At 64.4% G+C, this 12,205-nt stretch carries 12 protein-coding genes; 5 read left to right on the top strand and 7 right to left on the bottom strand.

Going from position 1 to position 12,205, the window contains the following annotated elements; genetic code table 11:
- Positions 1 to 27 precede the first annotated feature (27 nt).
- On the top strand, positions 28 to 843 hold the full coding sequence (pyrF, locus tag BUS12_RS37250; RefSeq protein WP_074302520.1) for an orotidine-5'-phosphate decarboxylase: 816 nt from the start codon (positions 28 to 30) through the stop codon (positions 841 to 843).
- A 51-nt stretch (positions 844 to 894) separates the two neighbouring features.
- Here pyrF and BUS12_RS37245 read toward each other — a convergent pair whose 3' ends face one another.
- From BUS12_RS37245 to thiL, 4 genes are read right to left on the bottom strand one after another with little or no spacing between them, the layout of a single operon-like run.
- A complete protein-coding gene (locus BUS12_RS37245) occupies positions 895 to 1,413 on the bottom strand; it encodes a cupin domain-containing protein (protein ID WP_074302517.1) in 519 nt (172 codons plus the stop codon).
- Between the two features lie 9 nt (positions 1,414 to 1,422).
- A complete protein-coding gene (locus tag BUS12_RS37240) occupies positions 1,423 to 1,923 on the bottom strand; it encodes a CinA family protein (protein ID WP_074302515.1) in 501 nt (166 codons plus the stop codon).
- A gap of 25 nt (positions 1,924 to 1,948) precedes the next feature.
- A complete protein-coding gene (locus tag BUS12_RS37235; RefSeq protein ID WP_074302513.1) occupies positions 1,949 to 2,551 on the bottom strand; it encodes a phosphatidylglycerophosphatase A family protein in 603 nt (200 codons plus the stop codon).
- A complete protein-coding gene (gene thiL, locus BUS12_RS37230; RefSeq protein WP_074302511.1) occupies positions 2,541 to 3,536 on the bottom strand; it encodes a thiamine-phosphate kinase in 996 nt (331 codons plus the stop codon). Before thiL ends, BUS12_RS37235 begins: the two co-directional genes overlap by 11 nt.
- Positions 3,537 to 3,701: 165 nt before the next feature.
- On the opposite strand from thiL, the gene BUS12_RS37225 reads away from it, so the two are divergent.
- From BUS12_RS37225 to BUS12_RS37215, 3 genes are all read left to right on the top strand, one after another.
- Positions 3,702 to 6,041 carry an NADP-dependent malic enzyme gene (locus BUS12_RS37225; protein WP_074302509.1) on the top strand — a complete coding sequence of 780 codons (2,340 nt, stop codon included), beginning with the start codon at positions 3,702 to 3,704 and terminating at the stop codon, positions 6,039 to 6,041.
- Between the two features lie 369 nt (positions 6,042 to 6,410).
- Positions 6,411 to 6,839: a ribonuclease gene (locus tag BUS12_RS37220; RefSeq protein WP_074302507.1), complete on the top strand. Its 429-nt coding sequence runs from the start codon at positions 6,411 to 6,413 to the stop codon at positions 6,837 to 6,839.
- Between the two features lie 16 nt (positions 6,840 to 6,855).
- Positions 6,856 to 7,416, top strand: a complete 561-nt coding sequence (locus BUS12_RS37215) for a barstar family protein (RefSeq protein ID WP_074302843.1) — start codon at positions 6,856 to 6,858, stop codon at positions 7,414 to 7,416.
- A 170-nt stretch (positions 7,417 to 7,586) separates the two neighbouring features.
- Here BUS12_RS37215 and BUS12_RS37210 read toward each other — a convergent pair whose 3' ends face one another.
- The 3 genes from BUS12_RS37210 to speE all read right to left on the bottom strand — a co-directional run bounded on the left by BUS12_RS37210 (position 7,587) and on the right by speE (position 9,729).
- Complete coding sequence (locus BUS12_RS37210; protein WP_074302505.1) at positions 7,587 to 8,327, bottom strand: 16S rRNA (uracil(1498)-N(3))-methyltransferase; 741 nt, start codon at positions 8,325 to 8,327, stop codon at positions 7,587 to 7,589.
- 19 nt (positions 8,328 to 8,346) lie between these two features.
- On the bottom strand, positions 8,347 to 8,760 hold the full coding sequence (locus BUS12_RS37205; RefSeq protein ID WP_074302503.1) for a VOC family protein: 414 nt from the start codon (positions 8,758 to 8,760) through the stop codon (positions 8,347 to 8,349).
- Positions 8,761 to 8,859: 99 nt separating this feature from the next.
- Positions 8,860 to 9,729, bottom strand: coding sequence for a polyamine aminopropyltransferase (speE, locus tag BUS12_RS37200; RefSeq protein WP_074302501.1), 870 nt, complete (start codon positions 9,727 to 9,729; stop codon positions 8,860 to 8,862).
- A 360-nt stretch (positions 9,730 to 10,089) separates the two neighbouring features.
- Between speE and tkt the strand changes: the two genes are divergently transcribed.
- Positions 10,090 to 12,111: a transketolase gene (gene tkt / locus BUS12_RS37195; protein WP_074302841.1), complete on the top strand. Its 2,022-nt coding sequence runs from the start codon at positions 10,090 to 10,092 to the stop codon at positions 12,109 to 12,111.
- The last annotated feature ends 94 nt before the right edge of the window (positions 12,112 to 12,205 follow it).

Raw genomic sequence — 12,205 nt, 5'->3', positions numbered from 1 at the left:
CTCCCATTGGCCCGCCGCGAGCTCACCATGCCCACTTTCATCCAGACCCTCAACGACGCCTGGCAGCGCACCAATTCGCTGCTGTGCGTCGGCCTCGACCCCGAGCCCGCGAAATTCCCGGCTGCGCTGGCCGGCCGTGCCGACGCCATCTTCGAGTTTTGCCGCACGATCGTCGATGCCACCGCGCCGTACGCCTCCTCGTTCAAGCCGCAGATTGCCTACTTCGCCGCCCATCGCGCGGAAGACCAGCTTGAACAACTGATTGCGCACATCCATCAGAACCATCCGGGCTTGCCGGTGATTCTCGACGCGAAGCGCGGCGATATCGGCAGCACCGCCGAGCAGTACGCGCGCGAGGTGTTCGAGCGCTATCAGGCGGACGCCGTCACTGTGAACCCGTATATGGGCTTCGACTCGATCGAGCCGTATCTGGCGCACCCGGGCAAAGGCGTGATCGTGCTGTGCCGCACCTCCAACCCGGGCGGCTCCGATCTGCAGTTTCTCGATACGGCAGGGCGGCCGCTATATCAGGTGGTCGCACAACTGGCCGCGGACAAGTGGAATGCGAGTGGCCAGCTTGGGCTGGTGGTGGGCGCGACGTTCCCGAAGGAGATCGAAGTTGTGCGCGGGATCGTGGGCGAGATGCCGCTGCTGATTCCGGGCATCGGCGCGCAGGGCGGCGATGTCGAAGCAACGGTGAACGCCGGCCGCACGGCGGCGGGCACCGGGATGCTGATCAACTCGTCGCGCGCGATTATCTACGCCGGTAAGGGCGAGGACTTCGGTCAGGCGGCGGCGAAGGCTGCACAAGAGACGCGCGATCGGATTAACGCGTATCGGTGATGGGCGAGCGGCTGCCGGCGTTCAAGCGGTAGCCGCGATCGTCCGCTTTATTTAGGCGGGGCGGTCCGCCGGCCCCAGCCGCGCGATGAATTCCGCATGCGTTGGATACGCGCTGCGCAGCGCGTCGACCTCAGCCAACTCGAACTCGCTGAACTCGAATCCCGGCGCCACAGTGCAGCCCACCAGCGCGAACGTCGCCGGATTCTCGCACTCCGCTGCAAACCACAACCCCGCTGGCACGACGGCCTGAAACACGCTACCCGGATGAGTCAGCGGATTGCCTAGCCGATGCGTGATCAGCTTGCCCGCTTCGTCGAGCACATGGACAAGCAACGGTTCACCGGCATAGAAATGCCAGACTTCGTCGGACCTGATCCGATGCCACGCGGAATGCGCACCGTCGCATAGCAGGTAATAGATCGCCGTCGACGCCGAGCGCGTCTCGCCCGACCCATCGCGGTTCACGGTCGCGCTCGAGCGATAGGTTTCGCGGAAAAAACCGCCCTCGGGATGCGGCTTCAGATCGAAGCGGCGGATCAGTTCGTCTTTGGCAAGGTCGGGAGTCGGCATAGTCGGTGTTTAGCGCTCGCGCTCATCAAGCAACGCCAGCACCCCACGCAGCGCATGCGCGGCCGCCTGGGTGCGGATCTTCTCGCGGTCACCCTTGAACACCATCGTTTCGACGGCGGTATGCAAGCGGTTGCTCCAGCCGAACGACACGGTGCCGACCGGCTTGCTCTCGGTGCCGCCGGCGGGGCCCGCCACGCCGGTGATCGACAGCGACACCTGCGCCCGGCTATTGCGCAGCGCCCCTTCGGCCATCGCGCGGGCGACCGGTTCGCTGACCGCGCCGTGCTTTTCGATCAGATCGGCCGGCACGCCGATCATCTCGCTCTTGGCCTGATTCGAATAGGTGACGAAGCCCCGCTCGAACCAGCCGCTGCTGCCGGAGATATCGGTGATCGCGGTCGCGACCATGCCGCCCGTGCAGGACTCGGCGGTCACGAGCATCAGGCGTTCGTCGCGCAACCGGTTGCTCACGCGGATAGCGAGTTGGTGAACGACGGAATCGGTAGCCATGCGTAAGTCCGAAAACGTGAGACGGTTAGACCGACATGCGCCACAGCGCGATCACCAGCAAGGTGAAAAACGCTGCGACCAGGTCATCGAACATAATGCCAAAGCCGCCTTTCAGTCTGCGGTCGAAGTAACGGATCGGCGGAGGTTTCACCATGTCGAAGAAACGGAACACGACGAAGGCCCATGCCTGGCCGGTGACGCTCACCGGCGTCACCATCAGCAGCACCAGCCAGAACGCGACGATTTCGTCCCACACGACCGGCGATGGATCGTCGATGCCGAGTTTTTTCGCCGTGAAGCCGCAGATCGAAATGCCGGCAAAAAAGCCCACGATGATCAGCACGCCCCAGTCGAGCACCGTCAGATAGCGGTTGAGCGCCGCGAACGACGCCCAGGCGAACAGTGTGCCCATCGTGCCCGGCATGATCGGCGACAGGCCGCTGCCGAAGCCGAGCGAAATCAGATGCAGCGGATGCGACAGCATGAAACGGGCGGTCGCGCGACGTGGCCGCGAGGGGCGCGGCTCGGGCGTGCCGGGCGTGTCTCCCGACGGACCGCCATGCGACGGGCCGGCCGGAGGGCCGCCCCGAAAGTCGTCTGCGGGGCCGAGCGCGGGTTCAGTCTGCATGGAAATGGTCGAAGCCTTGCAAGGTCAAGGTGAGCGGGCTGCCGGCTGCGTCAAGCCAACGGATTGCAGGGTTGTCCGCCGCCGATTGGAGATCGCTTATTGTACCGATCCGGGTGACCGGAACAGCTACCGAGCGGCCTGCCGCTTCGACCGCTGCACGCGCGCTTGCGGGCGCCGTGAAGCAAAGCTCGTAGTCGTCGCCGCCCGCCAGCGTGCAGCGGCGTTGTACCTCGGCCGGCAGCCGGCGCAGCGCGGCCGAGCGCGGCACCGCGTCGACTGCGACCTGCGCTTGCAGATGCGAGCGTTCGAGGATGTGCAGCAGATCGCCGGCGAGACCGTCCGAGAGATCGAGCGCCGCGCGCGCCACGCCGCGCAGCGCGAGGCCGAGCGCGACGCGCGGCTCGGGGCGTTCGAGGGCGCGGCGAAATGTCGCAGCGTCGGTGGCATCGGCCGACCACTCGCCGCGCAGCACGCCGAGTCCGGCGCGTGCGTCGCCGAGCGTGCCGGAGATCCAGATGTCGTCGCCGGCTTGCGCCGCATCGCGGCGCAGCGCCTGTCCGGGCGGCACGCTGCCGAACACGGTGATGCACAGGTTGAGCGGCCCGGCAGTGGTGTCACCGCCAATCAGTTCGCAATCGTAGCGTTCGGCGAGCGCAAAAAGACCGTCGCTAAACGCCGCGAGCCAGTCCTCGTGGGCCTGCGGCAGCGCGAACGCGAGTGTGAAGGCTTGCGGCCGCGCGCCCATCGCCGCCAGGTCCGAGAGGTTCACCGCCAGGGCCTTGTGGCCTAGCGCGTGCGGATCGACATCGGCGAAGAAATGGCGTCCTTCGACCAGCATGTCCGTCGAAATAGCCAGCATTTCGCCTGGACGCGGCGCGAGCAGCGCGCAATCGTCGCCAATTCCGAGCGAGCCGTCGTCAGCGGGGCGCGCGCCTCGGGCACGGCGCGCGAAAAAACGGTCGATCAGCGAGAACTCGGAGAGCATGATGGGGATCCGTGCACGGAAAAGCGGCTAACGGCGCGCATTGTACGGTGATAATGCTGCGTCGCCGCAAATGCGCCGGGCGGACGGCTTCGTTGCCGTTGGCCCTGTTTCGGTCGCGGCACCTGTGCCCTGATTGAAGGAATCGCGTCAGGGATTGGCGCTACAATGCCGTCGAACACCTATTCTAATCTGCACTTCCAAGCCCGCCTTATGTCGAATCCCGTCAATAGCAAACTCCGCGAAGCCGCTCTCGATTATCACGAGTTCCCGACCCCTGGGAAGATCGCGATCGCGCCGACCAAGCAGATGATCAATCAGCGCGACCTCGCGCTGGCGTATTCACCCGGCGTCGCGTTCGCGTGCGAGGAGATTGTCGAGAACCCGCTGAATGCCGCCCGTTTCACCGCGCGCAGCAACCTGGTCGGCGTCGTGACGAACGGCACCGCGGTGCTGGGCCTCGGCAACATCGGCCCGCTCGCCTCGAAGCCGGTCATGGAAGGCAAGGCGGTGCTGTTCAAGAAGTTCGCCGGCATCGACGTGTTCGACATCGAGCTGAACGAGTCCGACCCGCACAAGCTGGTGGACGTGATCGCCGCGCTCGAACCGACCTTCGGCGGCATCAACCTGGAAGACATCAAGGCGCCGGACTGCTTCATCGTGGAACGCGAATGCCGCAAGCGCATGAAGATTCCGGTGTTCCACGACGACCAGCACGGCACGGCGATCGTCGTCGCGGCGGCCATCACCAACGGTCTGAAGGTTGTCGGCAAGGACATCAAGCAGGTCAAGCTGGTCTCCTCCGGCGCAGGCGCTGCGGCGCTGGCCTGTCTGGACCTGCTGGTCGACATTGGCCTGCCGCTCGAGAACATCACCGTGACCGACCTGGCCGGCGTGGTCTACAAGGGTCGTACCGAGCTGATGGACCCGGACAAGGAACGCTTCGCACGCGAAACCGACGCCCGCACCCTGGCTGAAGCGATTGGCGGCGCGGACATTTTCCTCGGCCTGTCGGCCGGCGGCGTCCTGAAGCAGGACATGGTCAAGCAGATGGCGGACAAGCCGCTGATCCTCGCGCTGGCGAACCCGAACCCGGAAATCCTGCCGGAACTGGCGCTCGAAGTGCGCCCGGACGCCGTGCTGTGCACGGGACGCACTGACTACCCGAACCAGGTGAACAACGTTCTGGTGTTCCCGTTCCTGTTCCGCGGCGCGCTGGATGCCGGCGCCACGACCGTGACGCGGGAAATGGAAATTGCCGCGGTCAACGCGATCGCCGAACTGGCGCGCCAGGAGCAGAGCGACATCGTCGCGACGGCTTATGGCATTCAGGACCTGTCGTTTGGGCCGGCCTATCTGATTCCGAAGCCGTTCGATCCGCGCCTGATCGTCAAGGTTGCGCCCGCCGTGGCGAAAGCCGCGATGGATTCGGGTGTCGCCGAGCGTCCGATTGAAGACATGGAGGCCTACGAACAGCATCTGCAGCAGTTCGTGTACCACAGCGGCACGACGATGAAGCCGATTTTCCAGTTGGCGCGCGGCGTCGAACCGGAGAAAAAGCGCATCGTATTCGCGGAAGGCGAAGAAGAGCGCGTGCTGCGTGCCCTGCAGATCATCGTCGACGAAAAGCTGGCCAAGCCGATCCTGATCGGCCGTCCGGCTGTGATCGAGGAGCGCATTGCGCGCTATGGCCTGCGTCTCGTCAACGGTCAGGACTACACGGTGGTCAACACCGACCACGACGAGCGTTACCGCGACTTCTGGCAGTCGTATCACAAGCTGATGGCGCGCAAGGGCATCAGCGCGCAGATGGCCAAGCTCGAAATGCGCCGCCGCACCACGCTGATCGGCGCGATGCTGGTCAACAAGGGCGAAGCGGACGGCATGATCTGCGGCACGGTCAGCACGACGCACCGCCACCTGCACTTCATCGATCAGGTGATCGGCAAGAAGGAAGGCCGCAATGTCTACGCGGCGATGAACGGCCTGGTGCTGCCGGGCCGGCAGATTTTCCTCGTCGACACGCACGTGAACGTCGATCCGACGCCCGAGCAGCTCGCCGAGATCACGATCATGGCGGCCGAGGAGGTGCGCCGCTTCGGCATCGAGCCGAAGATTGCGCTGGTGTCGCATTCGAACTTCGGCACGAGCAATGCGCCGACGGCCCAGAAGATGCGCGACACGCTCGAGATCTTGCGCGAACGCGCGCCGGACCTGCAAGTGGACGGCGAGATGCACGGCGACGTCGCATTGGATCACAACCTGCGCCGCGAAGTGCTGCCCGAATCGACGCTCGAAGGCGATGCGAACCTGCTGGTGATGCCGAACATCGACGCCGCCAACATTTCGTACAACCTGCTCAAGACGGCGGCTGGCAATAACATTGCGATTGGCCCGATCCTGCTGGGCGCTGCGAAGCCGGTGCATGTGCTGACCGCTTCGGCCACCGTGCGCCGGATCGTCAATATGACGGCGCTGCTGGTTGCGGACGTGATCGCCGCGCGTTAAACGAAGGCCCCGTCTGCGGGGCCGCAACGCGCCACCGGGCGAAAAAAAGGCGTGCCCGCAATGGGCACGCCGCAGGGTGTACAGGGGATTGTCACCCAAAAAAGATGAAACGACGGTATCTCCACCTCCGAAGCGCCCGGAATCGAGCGGATCAGACGCACTCATTCCGGATTTCACCGTCGAGTTAATTTTATCTCGATTGCGATAAAAAAATCTGTCAAGAATCGTCAAGGCGGCGCAAACGGCGTTTTGCTGCAACATTGGAACCTTCCGTTTGCCGGGCGAACGTTGATTCCAGGGGCCATTAGCGATACCCTTACGTCTTTCATGGTCGTCAAACTCGTGATCTAACAGCGGGAATCCTGATTCATGGCACGCAAGTGGCTCCGCAGCGGCGTGCTCATCGGCGCCCTGGCGTTTGGCAGTTTGTGCGGGAGCATGGTCACCGGCGCGTTTGCGCGGGACTATTCGACACCCGGCGCGACACCCGGCGACAGCAATAATCAGGTGCAGGGCACCATCGCGGTGGCGCAATTGCCGCGTGAAGCAGTCAATACTTTGAACTTGATTGCCGCAGGCGGGCCTTACCCGTATGAGAAGGACGGCATCGTATTCGGCAACCACGAAAGGCTGCTGCCGCCGCACCGGCGCGGCTATTATCACGAATACACCGTTCCTACGCCGCGTGCCCACAATCGCGGCGCGCGGCGCATTGTCTGTGGGGGTCCGCTACAGCGGACCGATAACTGCTACTACTCGGACGACCACTACACGAGTTTTAATCGTATTGTTGAATGACATCGGGATGAACGGCATGAGCGACAACGTCTACGCGCACGACTCCGGAGTCGCGACGGATCTTTTCGCGGCCGGCGACGGCAATCTGTTTCAGCGTGTCATGCAGATGCGCACCGCCGGTGACGGACGGGACACCCAGAGCGAAGCCAGCACTGTGCTTTCATCGAACGAGGGGCCTATGAGTCTTTTCAAGACCGTACGACCGAACATCGTACAGTCGATCCGCGCGTTTCGCGTGCAGGATCTCGCTGACGAAGCCAACCAGCTTGGCCAGCACTTTCTGTATGCGCATTGCGCGAATGCGCAATCGAAGCAGGAAGTCCTCGAAACGATTGCGACTTCATTTCTGTTTCCGAAGCATTTCGGCAAAAATTACGACGCCCTCTACGATTGTCTGACCGACCTGGTCGCCAAGGCGGGCACGCAGCCCGGCTTCGTAATCGTGCTGGAGGCGCTGCCGGTGGCGCAGAAATTTGACAAGGAAGGGCGCGAGACGCTGCTCGACGTGTTCCGCGAAGCGGCGGAATTCTGGGCCGAGCGCAAGGTGGCATTCCGCGTGTTTTATTCGTTCGCCTGATCGAAACTGATCCAATACGAATAGTTGAACAAAGCAAAGGCCCGCCGATTGGCGGGCCTTTGCTTTTGGTTGGCACTACGGTTACCGGTGTGATGGTCTCTCGTCTCGCATTGATCGCGGTGCCGACGCCAGCGCCAGCGTTCACGCCGAGTGCCGACACTTCGACATGCTTACCACCCGCCCCAGCGCGCCGCCAGCGCGGCCAGCACCGCGATACCCGCGGTTTCAGTGCGCAACACGCGCGGACCGAGGCCAACCGCCGTGAAGCCGTGACTGGTCGCCGCGGCTTCTTCGGCGGCTGAAAAACCGCCTTCCGGCCCGATCAGCAAGGTCACGCGTCCGTGCGGCGGTGTGGCAGGCAGCGCCGTAAAGCTGATGCTCGCGCGCGGCGACAACAACAGGCGCAACTCGCCTTCTTCGGGTGCGCGAGGCAACGCGCCAAGCCAGGTGGCGATTTCCCGCACCGGCGCGACATCGGGCAGGCGATTGCGCCCGCACTGTTCACACGAGGAACGCACGATGCCTTGCCAATGCAAATGGCGCCGTTGTGCCCGTTCGCCCGATAGCCGCACCACGCTGCGCGTAGTGGTGAGCGGCACGAAACTGGATGCACCCAGTTCGACGGCCTTTTCGATCAGCCAGTCCATCTTGTCGCCGCCGGCGATGCCTTGCGCAAGCGTCAGGTGATAGGGCGGTTCCACCTCGATCTCGCGGAATTCGCGAATCTTGACGGTGGCCGAACGGCGTTCCACTTCGATGAGTTCGGCGCTGTATTCGCCGCCCTCGCCGTTGAACAGCACGATCGAATCGCCTGGCTGCAGGCGTAAAACGAGGATGTGCCGCGTGACGTCATCGGGAAGCTGCATGATGTCGTCGGGCTTGAGGGCGGTACCGACGAAGAAGCGAGGCATCAGGAAAATACTCATTGGTTCACGAAAGGTGGCGAGCGAGCGCCCAACGGTAGCCGTCCAGGTCTTCCACCTGTGCAAAACGGTCACCCCAGAACTGATCCTGTGGCTCGCTCAGCGATTTCGCGCCGGCGGCCAGCGCCCGCGCATAAACCGCGTCGACATCGTCGACATAAACATAGAACGATTGCGGTGCAATCGCACCCGCGCTTTTGGGTGTCTTCGCCGTCGAGCCGAACGCGCCTTCGGGCGCGAACATCACGATTAGCTGGCCTTGATAGACCATCTCGACATGCATGACGACACCGTCGTCCTGGACGCTGTCGCGCAATTCGAAGCCAAAGGCTGCTTCGAAGAACGCGATCGCCGCACGGGCGTCGCGAACCGTGAGATAAGGGGTCAACCAGGGCACACCGGCTGGGCGAGAGGCGGTCATGGAGTTCTCCGGATCCGGGGTCAACGGGGCGAGTGCAGCGCGGCCAGGGGCCGGCGCACCAGACCTCCGCGCCGACCAACCGCACATTCTGCCGCCGCGTTACCGTGATGGCTTTAAGAATTGACTTAGTTTATCGCGCACCGCGCGAGATGCCGAGAAGAGTCCGGCATGCGCCTCGGCGTCGTACCAGGCGAGACCGGCGATTTTCCGGGCCGCGAGGCGCTCCGTCAGCTCTGCCGGGGTGAGGGCGGCGGGGTCGAGCGTGTCGCTGGCGGTAGCCATCATCCATAGCGAGCCGTACAGCGGCACGAAGGCGCCCATCGTGCGCACGACGGCAAACGAGGCGCGCAGGCCGTCGAGCAGCGTGGCCGCGGGCGCGGCGTGGAAGTAGGGCGCGCCGAGGTGCAGCGACAAGGCCGCAGCGGGATTCATCACGCGCTTTAGCTGCGCGTAGAACGCCGGCGTGTAGAGGCTCGCCGCCGGGGAGTCGGGCGGCGTCAGGTCGAATACGATCAGGTCGAACTGCTCCTCGGTGGACGCGACGAAATCGGCGGCATCGCCGATCACCAGTTCCACGCGCGGATCGTCGAACGCGCCGCCATGCACCTGCGGCAGATATTCGCGGGTGAGACGCACGACCTCGGCGTCCAGTTCCGCTACGACGATCCGCGTGATGCCCGGATGCCGCAGCAGTTGCCGGGCTGCGCCGCCGTCGCCACCGCCCAGCACAAGCGCGCGGCGCGGCGCGGGATGGGCCAGCGCATTCGGGTGGACCATGCATTCGTGATAGATGAACTCGTCGCCGACGGAAGTCATTGGGCGGCCGTCGAGCGTGAAGAGCCGCCCGAGTTGCGGGGTGTCCCAGACTTCGATTTGCTGATGCGGCGAGGCGACACTCGCGAGCCGCCGTGCGTTCGGGAAGCCGTACAGGGCGTACGGAGTCGGCTGGAATAGCAGCGGAGCGCTCAAGGTGGGCGGCGCGCGGCGGGCGCGATCGGTTGACGATGCCCGGATTATAAAGTCGAAGCCCGGCCCGATTGGGAGGCTGTCGCAACCAGACCGCCATGCGGGCCGCATCCGGACTGCAAGCCGAGCCGCAAGCCGAGCCGCAAGCCGGGCCGTTCCGGACCGCAAGTCCACCGGCCCATGCGGTTTCCAGCCGGGAAAGGCCACAACCATCTGTTAGAATGTCACGCTTTGCAGCCTTGTCCGTTTGCTCTGCCCGTATCGCGTCTCTAGGCGCCGCACCGTGCGCCGTAGCAGACTGGCCGCCGAGCTTCCGGACCGCCGCCCGCGCCCCGCTTTTTGGACTCGTTCTCCGGACTCGACATGACGACCCCGTCTCCCGCCCCCACCTCCCTGATGGCCAACGCAATCCGCGCGCTGGCTATGGATGCTGTTCAACAAGCGAATTCCGGCCACCCCGGCATGCCCATGGGCATGGCCGAGATCGGCGTTGCGCTGTGGTCGCGTCATCTGCGCCACAACCCGAAGAACCCGCAATGGGCCGACCGCGACCGCTTCGTGCTGTCCAACGGCCACGGCTCGATGCTGCTGTATTCGCTGCTGCATCTGACCGGCTACGACCTGCCCATCGAAGAACTGAAGAACTTCCGGCAAATGCATTCGAAGACGCCGGGCCACCCGGAATACGGCATCACGCCGGGCGTCGAGACGACCACCGGCCCGCTCGGCCAGGGTCTGGCCAATGCAGTCGGCATGGCGCTCGCCGAGTCGCTGCTGGCCACGGAATTCAACAAGCCGGACGCGGCGATCGTCGACCACCACACGTACGTGTTCGTCGGCGACGGTTGCCTGATGGAAGGCATCTCGCACGAAGCCTGCTCGCTCGCGGGCGTGCTGAAGCTGAACAAGCTGATTGCGTTCTACGATGACAACGGCATCTCGATCGACGGCGAAGTGGTGCACTGGTTCCACGACGACACGCCGAAGCGCTTCGAAGCGTACGGCTGGAACGTGATCCCGAACGTGGTCGGCCATGACGTCGACGCGGTGGACGCGGCCATCAAGCAAGCCAAGCTGTCGGACAAGCCCACGCTGATCTGCTGCAAGACGGTGATCGGCGAAGGCGCGCCGACCAAGGCCGGCAGCCACGACTCGCACGGCGCGCCGCTCGGCGAGAAGGAAATCGCGGCCACGCGTGAAAAGATCGGCTGGAAGTGGGAGCCGTTCGTGATCCCGCAAGAAGTCTACGCGGCATGGGATGCGAAGGAAGCCGGCGCGCAAAACGAGTCGGAGTGGAACAAGACGTTCGCCGCCTACCAGGCCAAGTATCCGCAGGAAGCCGCCGAGTTCACGCGCCGTATGGCCAAGCAACTGCCTGCCGACTGGGCGGAAAAGGCGCAGGCCATCATCGCCGGCGCGAACGAACGCGCGGAAACCATCGCTACCCGCAAGGCGTCGCAGCAGGCTATCGAAGGCCTCTCGACCGTGCTGCCCGAACTGCTCGGCGGCTCGGCCGACCTGACCGGTTCGAACCTCACCAACTGGAAGGCCGCCAAGCCGGTACGCGTGAACGCGGAAGGCAAGGCAGCGGGCAACTACGTCAACTACGGCGTGCGTGAATTCGGCATGAGCGCGGCGATCAACGGTATCGCGCTGCACGGCGGCTTCAAGGCGTTCGGCGGCACGTTCCTGACGTTCTCCGACTACAGCCGCAACGCGCTGCGCGTCGCCGCGCTGATGAAGGCGCCGTCGATCTTCGTGTTCACGCACGACTCGATCGGCCTCGGCGAAGACGGCCCGACCCACCAGTCCATCGAACACGTCGCGAGCCTGCGTCTGATCCCGCATCTGCAAGTCTGGCGTCCGGCCGACACCGTCGAAACGGCCGTGTCCTGGACGCAGGCGGTGGAACATCATGGCCCGTCGTGCCTGATCTTCAGCCGTCAGAACCTGCTGTTCTCGGAACGCACGGATGCGCAGATCGCCAACATCGCCAAGGGCGGTTACGTGCTGCGCGACTGGAACGACGAGATCGTCGCCCGCAAGGTCATCCTGCTGGCTACCGGCTCGGAAGTCGAACTGGCGCTGAAGGCCGTCGAGCCGCTGGCGCGCGAAGGGATCGCGGCGCGCGTGGTGTCGATGCCGGCGACCACGGTGTTCGACCAGCAGGACGCCGAATACCGCGAGCGCGTGCTGCCGAAGGGTGTGCGCCGCGTGGCGATCGAAGCGGGCGTGACGGATTTCTGGCGCAAGTACGTGGGTCTGGAAGGCGGCGTGGTCGGCATCGACACGTTCGGCGAATCGGCCCCGGCGGGCGTGTTGTTCAAGCATTTCGGCTTCACCGTCGAGAACGTGGTAGAGACGGCCAAAGCCGCACTCGGCTGATTGGGTGTCCGGTCCTGCCGCGTGCGCCCCACGCCCGGCAGGACCTGGTCCAGCAGAGCCGAACATGGACGTATTTTTTTCAGCCATCAGGAGA

This window comes from Paraburkholderia phenazinium, assembly GCF_900142845.1.
In the GTDB taxonomy this organism is placed as follows: domain Bacteria; phylum Pseudomonadota; class Gammaproteobacteria; order Burkholderiales; family Burkholderiaceae; genus Paraburkholderia; species Paraburkholderia phenazinium_A.
The sequence above is the reverse complement of the archived record's forward strand: the minus strand, read 5'-3'. Positions and strand labels throughout refer to the sequence as shown.

Excerpts from the sequence above, each read along its gene's own strand:
- pyrF (WP_074302520.1), top strand. The coding sequence starts at position 28 with ATGCCCACTTTCATCCAGACCCTCAACGACGCCTGGCAGCGCACCAAT.
- BUS12_RS37245 (WP_074302517.1), bottom strand. The coding sequence starts at position 1,413 with ATGCCGACTCCCGACCTTGCCAAAGACGAACTGATCCGCCGCTTCGAT.
- BUS12_RS37240 (WP_074302515.1), bottom strand. The coding sequence starts at position 1,923 with ATGGCTACCGATTCCGTCGTTCACCAACTCGCTATCCGCGTGAGCAAC.
- BUS12_RS37235 (WP_074302513.1), bottom strand. The coding sequence starts at position 2,551 with ATGCAGACTGAACCCGCGCTCGGCCCCGCAGACGACTTTCGGGGCGGC.
- thiL (WP_074302511.1), bottom strand. The coding sequence starts at position 3,536 with ATGCTCTCCGAGTTCTCGCTGATCGACCGTTTTTTCGCGCGCCGTGCC.
- BUS12_RS37225 (WP_074302509.1), top strand. The coding sequence starts at position 3,702 with ATGCCGTCGAACACCTATTCTAATCTGCACTTCCAAGCCCGCCTTATG.
- BUS12_RS37220 (WP_074302507.1), top strand. The coding sequence starts at position 6,411 with ATGGCACGCAAGTGGCTCCGCAGCGGCGTGCTCATCGGCGCCCTGGCG.
- BUS12_RS37215 (WP_074302843.1), top strand. The coding sequence starts at position 6,856 with ATGAGCGACAACGTCTACGCGCACGACTCCGGAGTCGCGACGGATCTT.
- BUS12_RS37210 (WP_074302505.1), bottom strand. The coding sequence starts at position 8,327 with ATGCCTCGCTTCTTCGTCGGTACCGCCCTCAAGCCCGACGACATCATG.
- BUS12_RS37205 (WP_074302503.1), bottom strand. The coding sequence starts at position 8,760 with ATGACCGCCTCTCGCCCAGCCGGTGTGCCCTGGTTGACCCCTTATCTC.
- tkt (WP_074302841.1), top strand. The coding sequence starts at position 10,090 with ATGACGACCCCGTCTCCCGCCCCCACCTCCCTGATGGCCAACGCAATC.